Annotated in this window: 13 protein-coding genes; 11 read left to right on the plus strand and 2 right to left on the minus strand. The window is 35.6% G+C overall.

Annotation, left to right across the window (positions count from 1 at the left end; genetic code table 11):
* The first annotated feature begins 52 nt into the window (after window positions 1–52).
* The 11 genes from IPZ78_RS09880 to IPZ78_RS09930 are packed head-to-tail and all read left to right on the plus strand — an operon-like array spanning window position 53 to window position 16,251.
* Window positions 53–3,226, plus strand: coding sequence for a SusC/RagA family TonB-linked outer membrane protein (locus IPZ78_RS09880; RefSeq protein WP_225553202.1), 3,174 nt, complete (start codon window positions 53–55; stop codon window positions 3,224–3,226).
* An 11-nt stretch (window positions 3,227–3,237) separates the two neighbouring features.
* Window positions 3,238–5,202 carry a RagB/SusD family nutrient uptake outer membrane protein gene (locus IPZ78_RS09885; RefSeq protein WP_225553203.1) on the plus strand — a complete coding sequence of 655 codons (1,965 nt, stop codon included), beginning with the start codon at window positions 3,238–3,240 and terminating at the stop codon, window positions 5,200–5,202.
* A gap of 23 nt (window positions 5,203–5,225) precedes the next feature.
* The gene (locus tag IPZ78_RS09890; RefSeq protein ID WP_225553205.1) at window positions 5,226–6,443 is read left to right on the plus strand and encodes a DUF5000 domain-containing lipoprotein; all 1,218 of its coding nucleotides are present in this window, start codon (window positions 5,226–5,228) and stop codon (window positions 6,441–6,443) included.
* A 14-nt stretch (window positions 6,444–6,457) separates the two neighbouring features.
* Window positions 6,458–7,147 carry a DUF4998 domain-containing protein gene (locus IPZ78_RS09895; protein WP_225553208.1) on the plus strand — a complete coding sequence of 230 codons (690 nt, stop codon included), beginning with the start codon at window positions 6,458–6,460 and terminating at the stop codon, window positions 7,145–7,147.
* Between the two features lie 2 nt (window positions 7,148–7,149).
* Window positions 7,150–8,247 (plus strand): DUF4855 domain-containing protein, encoded by a 1,098-nt coding sequence (locus IPZ78_RS09900; protein WP_225553210.1) that lies wholly within the window; start codon window positions 7,150–7,152, stop codon window positions 8,245–8,247.
* A 12-nt stretch (window positions 8,248–8,259) separates the two neighbouring features.
* Window positions 8,260–10,209 (plus strand): ligand-binding sensor domain-containing protein, encoded by a 1,950-nt coding sequence (locus tag IPZ78_RS09905; RefSeq protein ID WP_225553212.1) that lies wholly within the window; start codon window positions 8,260–8,262, stop codon window positions 10,207–10,209.
* Window positions 10,210–10,223: 14 nt separating this feature from the next.
* Window positions 10,224–11,753, plus strand: coding sequence for a PQQ-dependent sugar dehydrogenase (locus IPZ78_RS09910; protein WP_225553214.1), 1,530 nt, complete (start codon window positions 10,224–10,226; stop codon window positions 11,751–11,753).
* Between the two features lie 6 nt (window positions 11,754–11,759).
* Window positions 11,760–12,962, plus strand: coding sequence for an NRAMP family divalent metal transporter (locus IPZ78_RS09915; protein WP_225553216.1), 1,203 nt, complete (start codon window positions 11,760–11,762; stop codon window positions 12,960–12,962).
* 2 nt (window positions 12,963–12,964) lie between these two features.
* Complete coding sequence (locus IPZ78_RS09920) at window positions 12,965–13,987, plus strand: NAD-dependent epimerase/dehydratase family protein (RefSeq protein ID WP_225553218.1); 1,023 nt, start codon at window positions 12,965–12,967, stop codon at window positions 13,985–13,987.
* Window positions 13,987–15,057: a dihydrodipicolinate synthase family protein gene (locus IPZ78_RS09925; RefSeq protein ID WP_225553220.1), complete on the plus strand. Its 1,071-nt coding sequence runs from the start codon at window positions 13,987–13,989 to the stop codon at window positions 15,055–15,057. Before IPZ78_RS09920 ends, IPZ78_RS09925 begins: the two co-directional genes overlap by 1 nt.
* Before the next feature lie 6 nt (window positions 15,058–15,063).
* Complete coding sequence (locus IPZ78_RS09930; RefSeq protein ID WP_225553222.1) at window positions 15,064–16,251, plus strand: M20 metallopeptidase family protein; 1,188 nt, start codon at window positions 15,064–15,066, stop codon at window positions 16,249–16,251.
* Window positions 16,252–16,316: 65 nt separating this feature from the next.
* On the opposite strand, the gene IPZ78_RS09935 is transcribed toward IPZ78_RS09930, so the two are convergent.
* Window positions 16,317–16,763, minus strand: coding sequence for a retropepsin-like aspartic protease (locus IPZ78_RS09935; protein WP_225553224.1), 447 nt, complete (start codon window positions 16,761–16,763; stop codon window positions 16,317–16,319).
* Between the two features lie 78 nt (window positions 16,764–16,841).
* Window positions 16,842–17,780, minus strand: a complete 939-nt coding sequence (locus IPZ78_RS09940) for a malate dehydrogenase (protein ID WP_225553226.1) — start codon at window positions 17,778–17,780, stop codon at window positions 16,842–16,844.
* Window positions 17,781–17,791 lie beyond the last annotated feature (11 nt).

Here is a 17,791-nt window from a genome sequence, read left to right on the forward strand (position 1 = left end):
CCTATGAAAAACGTATATAAAATTAATTTTTAATCCTATAAAATCCTAGATTATGAAACAAAATCTATTTTTAGATTTAAGTCATTTCCCTAAGCAAGGATGTAAGATTTTCTTAGTTCTTTTTTTAGCTGTCTTTTCGGTAACGTTAACAGAGGCTAAAAATTTTGCTACAGAAATTCAGCAATCAAGTGTTAAGGGAGTGGTGCAGGACTCACTAGGTGTTCCTTTGGTCGGAGCGACGCTCACAATAAAAGGTTCATCTGTAAGTACTCAAACTAATGCTAAAGGAGAATTTAGTTTTCCCACTTTAGCTAAAAACTTCGTATTAACGGTTACGTTTACGGGATATCTTTCTGAAGATATAGTTGTTGGAGAGGTAGATTATTTGAAAATAGTGTTAAAAGAAGATCCTAACGAAATTGGGGAAGTCGTAGTGGTCGCTTTTGGACAACAAAAGAAAGAAACTTTAGTAGGTTCAATTACTAGTGTTAATCCAAAGGAATTAAAAGGTCCTACTTCAAACTTAACCACAATGTTAGCTGGTCGAGTAGCTGGGGTTATTGCTTATCAACGTTCAGGTGAGCCAGGTCAAGACAATGCTCAGTTTTTTATTCGTGGAGTTACTAGTTTTGGAACAGGGAAGGTTGATCCACTAATTTTATTAAATGGTATGGAGATCTCATCGAATGAATTAGCACGTATACAGCCTGATGATATTGAAGGCTTTTCTATATTGAAGGATGCCTCAGCCGCTGCGCTTTATGGTGCAAGGGGAGCTAATGGTGTTATTTTGGTTACAACAAAGAAAGGCAAAGAGGGACCTACAAAATTCAATGTTAGAGTTGAAAACTCAATATCTGGAAATACGAAAAATTTCAAGTTAGCTGATAATATTACTTATATGACGCTAGCGAATGAAGGGGCTCGAACACGTGATTACGATGAACCGTATGCTCAAAGTAAGATTGATATGACCGAGTTGGGGCGTGACCCTTATTTGTATCCTAATAACAATTGGATAGATATGTTAGTTCGCGATTACACGAACAATATGCGCTATAATGGAAATATCAGTGGAGGTGGCGCTAAAGCACAATATTACATATCAGGCACAGCAAACATTGATAATGGTGTAATTAGAAAGGTGGAAACACAAAATTTTAATAGTAATGTGAAAGCTTCTAATTATGAAATGCGTTCTAATGTCAATTTCAAATTGTCACCAACAACAGATGCTGCTGTACGTACACAGGGTCAATTTTACGAATATAATGGTCCTATTGGTGGAGGTAGTGCTATATTTAACCAAGCTATATGGTCCAATCCTGTAGTATTTCCTGCTTATTTTCCAAAAGAAATGAATCCATTGGCCAAGCATGTTTCTTTTGGTAATGCACGCAGAAATGATAATTCGTTTTACAATAACCCTTATGCAAATGCTGTTTCAGGCTATCAATTGAATGAGCGCTCATATGTGACAGTTCAAGGAGAAATAAAACAAGATCTTGAATTTTTAGTGAAAGGACTTACTGGTCGTATTATGGGGTATACACGTAGAAATTCAGAGCATGCATTGACTAGACGATATAATCCATTTTATTATGCTGCAGTAATAGATCGTGAATTAGGATATACTGGATTACAATTATTAAATGAAGGAGTAGGTACCGAATACCTTAATTATTCAGAGGGTAAAAAAATTGTAGATAAGTTTAATTATGTTGAGGCTGCACTAAATTATAACACTGAAATTGGAAAAAACAATTTGGGTGCTACATTGATTTATTTAGCTTCACATTACCAAACTGCTAATGCGGGAAGCCTTCAGAATTCGCTGCCAAAGCGTAATCAAGGGATCTCAGGTAGATTTACATATGGGTATGATTCCCGTTATTTAGCAGAATTTAATTTCGGATATAATGGGTCAGAGCGTTTTTGGGATGATCAAAAGTATGGTTTTTTCCCTTCGGTAGGATTAGCATGGAATATTCATAATGAGCCATTCTTCAACTCATTATCATCTACAATAAATAAATTGAAATTAAGGGGTACTTATGGTTTGGTTGGTAATGATCAAATTGGAAATGATGAAAATAGGTTTTTCTTTTTATCAAATGTGAATTTGAACTCTACAGGATATTCCTTTGGATATAATTATGATTACACAAGGCCAGGGGTGGCAGTAACACGCTATGAGAACAAAGATATCACCTGGGAAAAATCGTATAAATCTAATCTTGGCTTTGAATTAGGTGTCAATAATAATTGGAATATAGAGTTTGACGTATATAGAGAGTTAAGAACAAATATTTTGATGACTAGATCCTATATTCCAAGTGAAATTGGTCTAACAGCGGCTATTCAGGCGAATGTTGGTAAAGCTAAGGCACAGGGATTTGAGGTTGCAACAGATTATACAAAATCTTTTCAAAATGATATGTTTTTAACACTTCGTGGTAATTTCACCTATGCAACTACTATTTATGAAGAATTCGAGGAGCCAGACTACCTACCTGAAAATAGCCATTTGACAAGAAAAGGTACACCTATAAGTCAAACTTTGGGATATATTGCTGAGCGCTTGTTTATTGATGATTATGAGGTAGCGAACTCTCCAACTCAGTTTGGATCGTATTTAGGTGGTGATATTAAATACAGAGATGTAAATGGTGATGGTGTTATCACTACTTTGGATCGAGTGCCAATCGGAAAACCTACAACACCGGAAGCTATTTATGGTTTTGGATTCACATTTGGCTACAATAATTTTGATTTAAGTTCCTTTTTTCAAGGATCTTTAGGTTCTTCATTCTTTATCAACCCAACTAATATTACTCCATTTGCTAATGATGTCAATACAGCATACACAGGTACGCAGAATGGTTTATTACAAGTGATAGCTGATTCTCATTGGTCGGAATCAAATAAAGATGTTTATGCATTCTTTCCAAGGTTATCTACTGATTTAGTAACAAATAACACACAAACCTCTACATGGTGGATGAGAGATGGTGCTTTTTTGAGGCTTAAGTCTATAGAGTTGGGGTACAATTTCTCTGACAAGTTGTTGAACAAATACAAGGTAAGTAATTTACGAGTTTACGCTAATGGAGCTAATTTATTGTCTTGGAGCAGATTCAAATTATGGGATGTTGAAATGGGAGGTAATGGATTAGGTTATCCTATTCAGCGCGTTTTTAATGTTGGTGTTAGTGTTGGTTTTTAAGAGATAAGGTTATGAAAATTAATAAATTAACTAAACGAGGGTTTAATTCAATTGCAATAGCTAGTATACTCTTCTTAACTGGGAGTTGTAAAAACTATCTAGATGTAGTACCAGATGGTGTGGTAACTATAGATCACGCTTTTACAAATAGATTAGAAGCAGAAAAGTTTTTACACAAATGCTATTCTTATACATTTAGTCAAGGACATTCAGGTGCTGCAGTTGCTAATATTATGTTCACTGGCGGAGATGAATTTTGGACATATAATAATTTGTCAAATCCTGAGCTTGATTCTCCATGGATGATAGCACTTGGTAAGCAAAATGTAACCAGACCATTTGTAAACTTTTGGGATGGTGATAAACATGGAAGTGATTTTTGGCAAGCGATAAGAGAGTGTAATATATTTTTGGATAATATCAAAGATGAGACGAAAGTCTTGGATTTGAAACTTGAAGAGCGTGAGCGTTGGATTGGTGAGGTTGAATTTCTTAAAGCATATTTTCATTTTTGTTTACTGCGCATGTATGGGCCTATTCCAATTATGGATACAGCACTTCCTATTGGAGCATCACCAGAAGAGATGCGCGTAAAACGTCAACCAGTAGATGAAGTCGTAAATTACATATCAGGTTTACTTGATCGATCAGCACAGAATTTACCTAATTCAATAGTAAATATGACGACCGAAGCTGGACGTGTAAGTAGGACCGCAGCTTTAACTCTAAAAACTAAACTATGGGTAATGGCGGCTAGTCCATTGTTTAATGGGAATCCTGATTATGCAAACTTCAAAGATAAAAGTGGAATTCAATTATTCAATCCCAGTTTTGACCAGACAAAATGGGAAAGGGCATATGTCGCAGGCAAGGAAGCTATAGAAGCTGCTCAGTTGGGAGGACATGAATTATATTACTTCAATAATTTTGGTTATAGATTGTCTGATTCGACAACTTACCAAATGAATACTCGTGGTGCAATTACTGAAAAGTGGAATACAGAGTTAATTTGGGGATTAACGAATCATAATGAAAATGTAATTGGAGATATTCAAAATGCAAATATGGCAGGTCAGATAGATACCCGAATTACTGTACCTACAGATTGGACATCTTATTTGTCTGTAACTATGCGCATGGCAGAATTGTTCTATTCAGATAAAGGAGTTCCTATTAATGAGGATATTACATATGACTATACCAATAGATTTGAACTTAAAACAGCGACAAATGCAGATCGGTTTAATATTGTTCCTAATCGTAGAACAGCTGTTCTAAATTTTAATCGTGAAAATAGATTTTATGGTTCAGTAGCATTTGATGGGGCTAAGTGGTTTATGTCAAATGCGCCAGGAAATACAGACGAACAATCCGTGTTATATGTTCAAGGTAAAAATGGTCAAATAGGAGGAAAGTTAAGAGGTGATTACTATAACGTGACAGGTTATTGGGCTAAAAAGTTAGTAAATTGGAGGTACGTACAAATTGGTACCGGTACATTGAAATATACTACGGAGAAGTATCCAAGACCTGAAATGCGTTTAGCAGATTTGTATTTGTTATTCGCTGAAGCATGTAATGAAACAGATAGACGAGATGAAGCAATACAATACTTGAATATCGTACGTGAACGTGCTGGACTATTCGGCGTTAAAGAGTCTTGGACCAATTATTCTAATAATCCGAATAAGCCTAATACTAAAGAAGGATTAAGATCTATTATTATGCAAGAGCGTGGTATAGAATTGGCTTTTGAAGGTCATAGAATTTGGGATTTGAGAAGATGGAAAACAGCGGAAACATTGCAGAATCAACCAATTCGAGGATGGGATATTAATGGAAGTACGGAAGGTGATTATTACCGTGTCCGCACTATACACAATATGACATTCAATGCGCCGAGAGATTATTTTTGGCCTATTAGAGAGTCTAACTTGTTAACAAATCCAAATTTAGTCCAAAACCCAGGATGGTAGAAACAATATTAAATTATTATAATATGAAAAAGATTTTAATATATCTAGTATTTCTGATTGCAACAAGTTCTTTTGTAATTGGATGCTCAGAGGAAAAACATACTCCTGTGGAGCAGGATGCTGGACCAATTGCTCCTGTTGAAAATGTGACAATAGAACCTACACCTGGTGGGGGGAATATTACGTATACTTTACCAAATAGTAAATCGTTGTTATACGTTCTTGCTGAAGTAACTTATCCTAGCGGGGTCGTAAAAGAATTTGTATCCTCTCAATATACAACTACGATTGAAGTGCTAGGTTTACCGAATGAAGATACTTATACTGTAAAAGTATATGCTGTTAATAAAAGTAACCAAAAATCGGAAAGTGTCGAAACAACATTTAGATGTCTGAAACCTCCTTATCAACAGGTTTTTGAATCATTGAGATTAGCTCCAGATTTTGGTGGTGTGAATGTAAAATGGAATGATAATAGTACAGAAGCACGTTTGGGTGTAGTGATAATGCACAATGATTCATTGGGGGATTTTGTACAATATGGTGCAGAATATTCAACAAGAATTAATTTAAGTCATTCTTTCCGTGGAATGAAGTCAGAAGAAAATAGATTTGGCATTTTTGTAAAAGATCGATTTGGTAACATCTCGGATACATTATACGCTAATATAACTCCTTTATTTGAAGAACTAATTCCTAAGTCTAAGTTCAAGGCAGTTCTTTTGCCTGGTGATACACCTATTTGGCCAGGCTTAAGTTATGTTCAGTGGCATTTTTTGTGGGATGATGTTGTACTAGTTAGTTATGATAACCCTTATTCATCATCATTTTATTCGAGATATTTTGTTACCTCTAATTCAGCGTCTCTTCCACAACACATTACGGTTGATTTAGGTGCTCAATATCATCTTTCGAGATTTAGATTGAATAATTATTATCGATTCATGGACAGAAATCCTAAAAAGTATGAAATATGGGGTCATTCTGGTCCACCTCCAGCCAATGGAAGTTGGGATGGTTGGGTGAAGCTTGGTGAACATGAGCAATTTAAACCATCAGGTGCAGGTGCAGGAATATCTCCTGCAACAGAGGCGGATAAACGTTATTGGTTGGATGGAGATATGTTAAATCTACAAACTGATGTAGGTCCAGTAAGATATATTCGTTTAAAAGTATTGTCTAATTGGTCGGGTACTGCAAACTTTGCATTGCACGAAATCACATTTTGGGGAAGTAATTAGGAGGGTTATTAATTATGAAAAAGATATTAAATTATTCGTGCTTATCAATTATTCTTCTGTTTGTAAGTTGCGTAAAATCAGATGATTATAAGAAGCATTTAGCCTCAGGAGAAATTAGATATGCCGCAAAACCTGAAGATCTTAAAGCTTTTCCAGGTCGAGAGCGTATAAAACTACAATGGCGTATTTTATCCGATCAAAATATTGTAAAAGCTAAAATTTATTGGCGTAATAAATCAGATTCTACTGAAGTAGTTATTAATCGTACCGCAGGTATTGATACTATTAATACGATAATACCATTACGTGAGGGCTCATATAGTTTTGATGTTGTGCATTATCATACGGATGGATCTCGTTCTTTAGCCGCAAATGTAAGTTCTAATTCATATGGGGCAAGTTATGAGTCTACGTTGATTAATAGGCGCGTACAATCAGTTACATTTACACCATCAAATCAAGGGGTAAAGATTAGCTGGGGAGTTAGAGATGCAACAACAATTGGCATGCAAGTTTTTTATGTGACTACAGCTGCTACCGGAAGTTTACCACGGTTACCTATTAGGCCTGCCACAGAAGCTGAAAGTTCTTTTACGCGAGTAGAAAACAATATCAATATGGAATATAAAACTTTGTTTAAGCCTGATACAGCGGCGATAGATACATTTTATGCACCATTAGCAATTATACCGGTTAAATATTAACAGTGTTAAAGTATATTGTCATAGCATATTTGGGAATGGTTAGTTGTTCTGTGAAAGAACAACTGCCAAACCCTAGTCTTACATCTAATGACTCTGTTAATACTGCTGGTAAATACCCGGTTAAAACTAATTATGTTTCTGATTTGGTACTTCTATATCAAGGGGGGACACATAGACTAGATTATACAGAAGAGGAATTAACTCCATACATATCTTTAATGTATCAAGGAAAAAGAAATTGGTTGTACGATGGCTTTTTATTTATTGAATTTAAAGATAATAGAGGGTCAATGTATGCCGAAGGATACGGAGGTAAACCTGCGGGTAAAAATGAATGGATGTGGCTATTGGCAAGAAATTTTGAGAAGGGAAAAGGTGTTTCAGCACTTAATAATGCGTTGGGCAAATTATATAAGCGTAAAGAAATACCCAAAAGAGATAGAAAAGTAGTTCTAACGCTCCCAGAACCGATAAAGGATTTTGAAAATTGGGGGTTAGCTGATTCTAAAAAGTTAAATTTCAAAAATAATGCAGATAGGATTGCTGCTTGTAAATGGTACATTGATTATGTATTGGCAGTATGGAAAAAGCAAAATTTCAATAATGTAACTCTAGATGGATTTTACTGGGTTGCAGAGACACAAAAGAATTCGGATAATATTTTATTTGAAATAGGTAATTATATCAGAAGCAAAGGATTGAAGTTTTATTGGATTCCTTATATGTATGCACTGGGTGCTGAGACATGGAAGGAAGCTGGTTTTGATATAGCATATCAGCAGCCAAATTACTTTTTCAAATTAGATAGGCCTAAGACATTATTTGCGAAAGCAATTGATAACAGTAACCGTTATCAGATGGGGCTAGAGATGGAATTTGATGACAAGATTACAGACCCCGAATATCGAAAGCGTTTTTATGATTATATAGAGGCATTTCAAAATGCTAAGTCTTGGGATACAAAACCAATAGCTTATTATGAAGGAGGAGGGGCATGGTTAAGAATGTTTAAATCTACTGACCCGGAAGTAAGAAAGGCTTATGATGATTTAGTTGAAATAATTATAAAAAGACAGACAAAAGAAGATTTAAATTACTAACCATAATATTTTATGTTTAAAAAATATATCATACTAGCACTAACGGTCGGTTTTTCGTATACGGCGAAGGCTCAATTTGCAAACCACGGTCCTCAAGTTTTTGCAGCTGCAATACAAGGAAGTCATTTTCTACAAGATAAAGCAGGGAAAGAATATGTTTTCACAGTAGTACGTGGTGTTCCGGCACGATTAGTTGGTTATGAATTGGCGTCTCAAAAATTAATCGTTAATTCCGCATTGAATGGTACAGACGGGTCTTGGGATATGGAGGTTTCTACCGATAATACCGTTTATATCTCTGGAAATGGTAAAATGTATGCTTATAATTTAGGAGATAAAGAAGCTAAAGATTTAGGATTAGTACTTCCAAATCAAAAGGTGGTTTGGGATTTAGTAGCCGGTAAAAATGGAAAAATTTATGGTGGTACATATCCAGATTGTCAAGTATATGAATATGATCCAAAGACAGGTTTCAAAGATATAGCCAATGGCGCTGTTCAAGCTGGGGAAAATTATGTGCGTAGTGTTGTGTTTGACGCAAAGACAGATAAAGTATATGCTGGTGTCGGATCACATGCCGGATTAGTAGAAATTGATTTGAAATCCAAATCAAAAACACAATTATTAGCAGATCAAGATAAGTATCATGAATTTCTTTATGATATGGAGCATATAGCTGATGTCAAAGGAGGAGATCGAATTATTGGTTGGTTTAATAGTGCCAATAAGCTAGAAACAGTAATTTATAACTTAAAAACCAAAGAGTACGAAAAGCGATTTTCGACAATTGAAGTTAAATCAATAGCTAAAAGGAATAAATCTAATGAAGTATACTATACTGCAGCAGGTAAGGTGTATGTGTTAGATTTTGGAAATAGCAAATTGGAACCTAAAGAAATTGCTAAAATAGAAGGTCGTGGCAGAGCAGGATATATAGACAAAAACGGTCATTATAATGTTGTAACGGCTTCACACAAAGTGTACACCATTAATGTTAGAACTGGAGCTATTGAAAAAGAAATTACACTAGACGTACCTAAAGCACCAATAAGTATTCAATCAATTATGTGGGGACCAGATAATAAAGTTTGGAGTGGTGGGTACTTAGCAGGTAATCATGGTACTTTTGATCCCGTGACAGGTAAACACGAAGATTATATGGGCTTACACCAAAGCGAAGGAATGGCAAGTTTAGGAAACACTATTTATTTCGGCAACTATACTCATGCGGAGTTATTCGCATATGATGTAACCAAGCCTTGGAATTTGAGAACAGGAAGTCCGAAATTTATAGGAGCTATTAAAAATCAAGATAGACCATTCGCTGTGTTACCATTAGCAAATGGTAAAGAGGTCTTATTTGGTACAGTACCAGGGTATGGACGATTGGGAGGTGCTATCACACATTTGGATGTGAAAACCGATAAATACATAACATATGAGAATATAATTCCGAATCATTCTGTACTATCACTGATAGAAATAGATGGTAAAATTATTGGTGGTACTTCAATATCAGGAGGATTAGGTGCGATTCCCGTAGAGAAGCGCGGTAAGATATTTGAATGGGATCCAATCAATCAAAAAGTACTTTGGACAGACTCTATTGATAACCATTGGTCGATTACTGGACTTTTCAAGGGACCAGATAATGGTTTGTGGGCTTTTGCAGATGGAACATTAGTAAAGTATGATATTCACACTCGCAAAGTTGTATTCAAGAAAGAAGTATACAAATACAATCAATACCCTAGTCATATTTGGCGAAATGGTCTTGCAGTTTCACATCCTAATGGATTGATTTATTTTACATTATCTGACCATTTTTATAGTTATGATATCAAAAATGATGAATTAAAAATGTTGAAAAAGGATCCTAGTTTGATGATTTTAGGAAAGAATAATAAAGTTTATTTTAGAATTGGAACTGATTTGTGGAGTTATACACCAGAGGGATACTAATACCATTAAACATCGTGAGAAGAAGTAGATTGTATATAGTTATTGTAGGGTTATTAGTGAGTGCAATAGCTTGTGATGGAGCAAAAAATCAAGATTTTATTGATTATATCAAAATTGGTGAAGATTCTTATTTAGGTGTATCTAAAGTTCAAGAAGGCTTGGAGGTGCCTTGGGATATTCAATTCAACGAAAGTACCAATTCTATTTTTGTTGCGGAGATCAAAGGTGGAATATCAGAAATAGACCTAAACACTAACGCTATAAATAAGGTGTACAATGTGCCCAATGTTTTTCACCGCCGAACAGCGGGGTTATTGGGCATGGCGTTGCATCCTGATTTTGATCAGAAGCCCTTTATTTATGTTTGTTATACCATCAAGGAAGGAGATAGTGTATATGCAGAACTTACGAAATTAGAATATAAGGATAAGAAAATTATAAGTAATAAACCTCTTTTAAAAATCGAAGGAGCGAATGGACATAATGGTTCGAGACTTATTTTTGATTCAAAAGGCTATTTGTATTGGGCTACAGGTGACGCACATTCATTGACGCATGCGCAAGATTCGACGACCTTAAATGGAAAAGTATTGCGTATGACGGATGATGGTCAAATTCCACCAGATAATCCGATTTCGAATTCTTATGTCTATGCCTGGGGGTTCAGAAACATTCAAGGAATGACAATTACCTCCAAAGGAAATTTGATGACTTCAGAACACGGAGATGCTATTGAGGATGAAATCAATTGGGTTAGACCTTTGAATAATTACGGTTGGATTGATATTGAAGGTTATCATGATACGGAAAAGGAGAAGTTGATTGTGTCCAAAAGTCCACGTACAGAACCAATAAAGGCATGGACACCTGTCATAGCACCAGCTGGACTCAAGTATTATGGTCATAGTGTTATTCCAGAATGGAATAATAGTTTATTGTTAGTTAGTCTAAAAAATCAAAGTTTACGCGTACTTAAACTTGATCAATCACAAACTAAAATAAATGGTGAGCAGGTGTTTTTGAAAGACTATTATGGCAGGATAAGAGCGGTTACAACAGATAGTAAAGGGAATATTTACATAGCAACAAGTAATAAGGATTGGAATCCACAAAAGGGATTTCCATTGGTGGGTGATGATAAAATTCTAAAAATCGAAAAAGTAAATTTTACACCACAATCCTATTTGAACGAGTATGTAGAGGATATTGCACAAGTAAAGGATGGAAAAACCTTGTATAATATGTATTGTGCATCGTGTCACAAAGAAGATGGAAAAGGAATTTCCGGAACTTTTCCACCACTTATAAAAACAGAAACTGTTGGAAATAAAGAAAAGTTAATTCATACAATTCTATATGGATTAACAGGTGAAATTGAAGTATCTGGAGTAAAATATGACCAAGCTATGCCATCATTTCAATTTTTGTCGGATATAGATATCGCAAAAATTACTAGCTATGTGAGATCAAGTTTTGGCAACTCCCAATCAGCAATAGGAGAAACAGAGGTAATGATAAATAGAAAAAATACAACCAAGAATTAATTTGAAATGAAAAAAATCATAAATGTATTAGGCCCTGGGATAATAACAGCCGCTTTGGTTTTTGGCCCCAGTAAGATGACTATTACCTCCAAAATGGGGGCGGATTATTATTATTCTTTGTTATGGATTGTTATAGTAGCTCTATTTTTTATGGGTGCTTATACAGCAATGTGTTCAAGAATTGGTGCTACGCAAGATAAATCATTATTAACCTTAATTAAGGAGCACTTTAGTAAAGGTATTGGCCTTGCAATAGGGATTGGTATATTTTTGGTCGCTACATCTTTTCAAGCAGGAAATAGTATTGGTGTAGGTATCGCAATAGGTGAGGCAACAGGCACACCAATGTCAATTTGGATTGTGACTTTTACTGTGTTAGGTATAGCACTGTTATTCTTTCCTTCATTTTATAAAGTGATGGAGAAATTAATGATCGGATTGGTGTTGTTAATGTTGGGTTGTTTTATAGCAACTTTATTTTTGACAGATATTAATTTCGCAGACTTTTTAACTGGATTTGTGCCAAGTATTCCTGATGGTTCTATCGGTTTAATTATAGCGTTTACAGCATCATGCTTCTCTCTTGTAGGCGCATTTTATCAAACGTATTTGATTCAAGAGCGAAAAAAAATGAGTCAACAGTCTGTAGATGTTAAAAGTTCAGAGCGTGGTGCATTTACAGGTGTAGCAATATTGGGATTTATGAGTGCGTCAGTACTTATTTGTGCTGCTGCTGTATTGAATCCAAAGGGAATCCATGTAGGTAGTGCAGCTGAGATGGGAAAAGCTTTGGAGCCTTTATTTGGTTCATATGCAAGCTCTTTGTTTTTTATTGGACTATTTGGCGCATCATTTTCATCGTTAGTTGGAAATGCTACAGTTGGCGGAGCATTGTTGGGAGATGCATTAGGGTATAGTAGTAGTCTAAATTCTAAAAAGGTAAAAATACTTATTTCTATCGTTATGGTTTTGGGATGTATCGTCGCAATTTCATTTGGTAGATTACCATTAGAGCTGATTGTGTTGGCACAAAGTGTAACTATTTTCTTAGTGCCTTTTATCGGAATATCAATTTTTGTAATAGCGAATAGTAAAAAGATAATGGGAGAGCATGCGAACAATACTTTTTATAAAGTGATAGGGGCATTGGGGCTTGCTGTGATATTTATCTTGATGTTTAGTAATGTTTACGATATGTTTTTGAAGTAATTATGGAGAATAAATTTTTGAACGAATTAGAGCTAAAATACACTAGACCTTCTAGTGCATTTTTGGAAGACTTAAAAAATATAGATGGTGATTTTATATTTCTAGGAATAGGAGGTAAAATGGGGCCTAGTATGGCAAAGCTGTTGATGGATGGTTTGAACGAGCTTGGTATACAACGTAAAGTGTACGGAGTTTCAAGGTTCTCAGATGTTGAAGGGAGATCATACTTAGATAATATAGGGGTAGAAACTATTGCTTGTGATTTATTAGATGATGATGCATTACAACAGTTGCCCGAAGTAAAGAATGTTATTTATTTGGCAGGGTTTAAATTTGGTGCTACAGGAAAGGAAGATTTTACATGGGCGATGAATTCTTATTTGCCAGGTCGTGTGGCTGAAAAATTCAAAGATTCAAGAATTGTAGCTTTATCATCAGGCAATGTATTGCCTTTTGTTCCAGTAACAAGTGGAGGTGTAGACGAATCGGTTACACCAGAACCTATAGGTGAATATGCACAAAGTACATTAGGTAGAGAACGTATTTTTACTTATTTCAGTAAGAGAAATGGCACACCAATGTTGATTTATCGTCTTAATTATGCTGTTGATTTTCGTTATGGAGTGGTACGTGAGATTGCTAAACAAGTTAATAACGGTACAGCAATAGACTTGAGTAGTAATAATGTGAATGTCATTTGGCAGAGCGATGCGAATGAAATAGCTATACGTAGTTTATTACATTGTGAAGCGCCTGCAAAAGTTTTGAATGTAACAGGTCCAGAGATTCTGTCTATTAAATGGATTGCCGAAAAGCTAGGAAAAGCTTTAAATCGAGAACCACAATTTATTAATGATCCTGAGCCTACAGCGCTATTAAATAATGCAACAGAATGTTTCCGAACCTTTGGCTATCCAAAGGTGAGTATTTTGGAAATTATTGATATAACGGCAAAGTGGATGTTGAACAATGGAGATGAATTTGGTAAAGACACACATTTCCAAGAAAGGAAGGGCAAATTTTAATGAAAAAATTAAATAATCGACTAAAGCAATTTTTGATGGATGGTACTGTATTGCCTGCACATCCATTATGTTTGGATGAGAATAGGCAATTTGATGAAGAAAATCAACGATTGTTAACCAACTATTATATTGAAAGTGGAGCTGGAGGTATAGCTGTAGGTGTACATTCTACCCAGTTTGAAATACGATTGCCCGAGCATAATCTTTATGAAAAGGTATTAAAAGTATCTGCAGATGTGGTTAAAGAGGCAAATCTTGACAGACCTTTTATCAAAATTGCAGGAATATGTGGACCGGTAGAACAAGCTGTCGCAGAAGCAAAACTAGCTGTCGAATACGGTTATGACATGGGATTATTGTCTATGGGTGGCTTACAAGATTTGACTGAGGCACAGATATTGGATCGTACAAGAGCTGTCGCTGCTGTAATTCCTGTATTTGGATTTTATTTGCAACCATCTGTTGGAGGACGTATTTTTACTTATGAATTTTGGGCTGAGTTTGTCAATATTGAAAATGTTGAAGCGATTAAATGTGCTTCATTCAATAGGTATCAAACGCTAGATGTAGTACGTGCTATTGCTAATTCGCCAAGAAAGGATGTAATTGCATTATATACCGGTAACGATGACAATATTGTAAGTGACTTATTATCAATATATAGATTCAACGTGAATGGTAAGGAAGTGGAGGTGCAGTTTAGAGGAGGATTGTTAGGTCATTGGGCGGTCTGGACCAGTAAGGCTGTTGAATTATTAGCTAAGGTTAAAGACTTTAAATCTAATCCAACTGAAGAGAAATGGGTTGATTTACAGGTGCTATCAAATCAAACAACTGACGTTAATGCCGTATTATTTGACGTGGCTCACGGCTTTCATGGCTGTATTCCTGGGATACATGAGGTTTTGAGAAGACAAGGGTTGATGAAAGGTATTTGGTGTTTAAATCCTAATGAAGTGCTGTCAGCAGGTCAATATGAAGAATTAACGCGTATTTATCAGGATTATCCTTTGTTAAATGACGATGCTTTCGTCAATGATTTTTTACAAAGACATAAAGTTATTGCATAACATAAAATGAATATTAACCGAATCAAGGAACTTGTAGCTAATATCAAAGAAGAAGCTATTGCAACTAGAAGATATTTACACAAATATCCTGAACTGTCTTTCAAAGAATTTAAAACGTCTGCTTATATAAAATCAATATTAGAGCAGGAGAATTTGAGCTTTGAAGAAGTAGCTAATACGGGTATACTCGTTAAAATTGTAGGAACGAAATCTGAAAGTTCAGATTGTATATTGCTACGTGCAGATATCGATGCGCTCCCTATTCAAGAAGTTAACGGTACAGCATTTGATTCGGTTAATTCAAATGTCATGCATGCTTGTGGACATGATTTCCATACAGCGAATTTGCTAAGTGTACTTAAGTTATTATCGAATCTTAAACACGAATTTTCAGGAACGGTGCTTGGTGTTTTTCAACCAGCAGAAGAAAAAATTCCGGGAGGTGCAAAAGCAGTACTTGAATCAGGCATTTTATCAGATTATGTAATAAAGGCGGTTTTAGGGCTTCATGTGTCCCCTAAATATCCTGTCGGAAACGTTGCTATTCGCGCAGGTAAGTTTATGGCTTCCAGCGATGAGTTATTTGTGACGATAACAGGAAAAGGTGGTCATGGCGCACAGCCACACCTTAATATTGACCCCGTTCTGATCGCTTCTCAGCTAGTTGTTTCACTGCAGCAAATTGTGTCTCGAGTTGCGAATCCAGCGATACCTTCCGTATTATCAATTGGTAAATTTATTGCCAATGGAGCTACTAATGTAATTCCAAACGAGGTTTATTTAGAAGGTACATTCAGAACCATGGATGAGGAGTGGAGAGATAGAGCTTTGTCGCTGATCGAAAAGCAGATAAAAGAGTTGCCGGCTTTGTACGGTGCTAAAGTAGAATTAGAGATCCGTAGAGGCTATCCTGCATTAATTAATGATATCGAATTGACGAATGTTGTTGCAAATTTATTACGTGAGTATCATGGCTTTGAATCTGTTCACGAAGCTGATATTTGGATGGCAGCAGAAGACTTTGCTTATTATACCAAATCATATCCATCTACATTTTATTTAATTGGTATAGCTAATACATCAAAAGGAATAGTTTCGGAGTTGCACACACCTACATTCCAAATTGATGAGGACGCATTCGATCAAGCTATTGGTAGTATGATTTATTCCGCTTTGAGATTGTTGAATAAATAATATTGTAGATTCCTAGTTTATTTAAAAAGGCTTGAACAATGTGAGTTCAAGCCTTTTTAAATACTTTACTCCGCCAACTTTCTTCTTTTTTCGTTCAAATGAAGTGTTTTCTTTTTATAATTTATGATTGCTCCATAGGAATGAAGAATATCTCCTCCAAGTACACCAACAACTGGATCAGCGTCAATTTGGCTATATGCGTAGTTGATAGTAGATAGATCCAGGACAGCCACTTCAAATTTCTTGCATTCCCAATCTGCTATTTTTAGATAGGGTAAAGTGAATATAGCTGATTGCATTTCATTCGTTCCTAAGCCTGAGGATAGAATACTAGTCTCCTTCAATTTTTGTTCGTCAATCCCAGCCTCTAATAATGTATTTCTGTCCAATACAGTTTTCGAAGCGCCTGTATCCAAGACCATTTTGAATTTTTTGTCTAATAATTCGATATGTAGAATAATATGATATCCCTCTTGTTGTAGGGTTAATATTTCGAACGGAATAATCTTCATGTAATGTCTAGTAACTAAATAAAAAGAGGACTATTTTGTATAGTCCTCTCAAATATAATAGAAAGTTTATTAAGCGTATTATATTATATTGCTTTCTGTTAAGACGGCATTCATCGCACGAACAGCAGTGGCACTTGCTTTGAATTTAGCCTTCTCTTCTTCATCCAATTGAATTGGAACTACTTTATCCCAACCATTTTTGTTGATAATCACAGGAACACCTATACAAATGTCACTTTCGTCTAATTCTCCCTCTAAATAGACAGAAGCAGTGAATAATTTATTTTGATTTAAAGCAATACTTTCCACCATAGCTGCGGTAGCTGCTCCAGGAGCATACCATGCAGAAGTACCTATTAATGCAGTTAGGGTAGCTCCACCTACCATTGTTTTCTGTACAATTTCTTCTTTCTCATTTTCCTCCAGAAAGTCTTTTACAGGAATACTGTTCCAAGTGGCTTTGTTGATTAGTGGAATCATAGTTGTATCACCATGACCTCCAATAACAATAGCATTCAAATCGCCAGGAGAGGCATTCAGTTTATTGGCCAATTGGTATTTGAAACGTGATGAATCTAGCGCACCGCCCATACCAATTATTCTATTTTTAGGAAGACCAGATGACTTGTATGCAAGATATGTCATTGTATCCATCGGATTAGAAACTACAATTATGATGATATCAGGAGAGTATTTGACAAGATTGTCCACTACACCTTTTACAATATTAGCATTAGTACCGATCAATTCCTCACGTGTCATTCCTGGTTTGCGTGGTATCCCTGATGTAATTACTGCTATCGAAGAACCAGCAGTTTGAAGATAATCATTTGTCACCCCTTTTATTTTGGTGTCAAAGCCTAATAATGCAGCTGTTTGCATCATATCTTGGGCTTTACCTTCAGCAAAACCTTCTTTGATATCCAATAAAATTACTTCTTCAGCAAAATTCTTTCTAGCAATATTGTCTGCGGTAGTGGCACCCACAGCTCCTGCACCGATAACTGTTATTTTCATATTTCAAGGAG

It is taken from the genome of Sphingobacterium bovistauri (assembly GCF_020295405.1).
Classification (GTDB): domain Bacteria; phylum Bacteroidota; class Bacteroidia; order Sphingobacteriales; family Sphingobacteriaceae; genus Sphingobacterium; species Sphingobacterium bovistauri.

What these genes read in the sequence shown, in the direction of transcription:
- IPZ78_RS09890 (WP_225553205.1), top strand. Translation starts at nt 5,226, where the DNA reads ATGAAAAAGATTTTAATATATCTAGTATTTCTGATTGCAACAAGTTCT.
- IPZ78_RS09915 (WP_225553216.1), top strand. Translation starts at nt 11,760, where the DNA reads ATGAAAAAAATCATAAATGTATTAGGCCCTGGGATAATAACAGCCGCT.
- IPZ78_RS09935 (WP_225553224.1), bottom strand. Translation starts at nt 16,763, where the DNA reads ATGAAGATTATTCCGTTCGAAATATTAACCCTACAACAAGAGGGATAT.
- IPZ78_RS09925 (WP_225553220.1), top strand. Translation starts at nt 13,987, where the DNA reads ATGAAAAAATTAAATAATCGACTAAAGCAATTTTTGATGGATGGTACT.
- IPZ78_RS09885 (WP_225553203.1), top strand. Translation starts at nt 3,238, where the DNA reads ATGAAAATTAATAAATTAACTAAACGAGGGTTTAATTCAATTGCAATA.
- IPZ78_RS09920 (WP_225553218.1), top strand. Translation starts at nt 12,965, where the DNA reads ATGGAGAATAAATTTTTGAACGAATTAGAGCTAAAATACACTAGACCT.
- IPZ78_RS09880 (WP_225553202.1), top strand. Translation starts at nt 53, where the DNA reads ATGAAACAAAATCTATTTTTAGATTTAAGTCATTTCCCTAAGCAAGGA.
- IPZ78_RS09905 (WP_225553212.1), top strand. Translation starts at nt 8,260, where the DNA reads ATGTTTAAAAAATATATCATACTAGCACTAACGGTCGGTTTTTCGTAT.
- IPZ78_RS09930 (WP_225553222.1), top strand. Translation starts at nt 15,064, where the DNA reads ATGAATATTAACCGAATCAAGGAACTTGTAGCTAATATCAAAGAAGAA.
- IPZ78_RS09940 (WP_225553226.1), bottom strand. Translation starts at nt 17,780, where the DNA reads ATGAAAATAACAGTTATCGGTGCAGGAGCTGTGGGTGCCACTACCGCA.
- IPZ78_RS09895 (WP_225553208.1), top strand. Translation starts at nt 6,458, where the DNA reads ATGAAAAAGATATTAAATTATTCGTGCTTATCAATTATTCTTCTGTTT.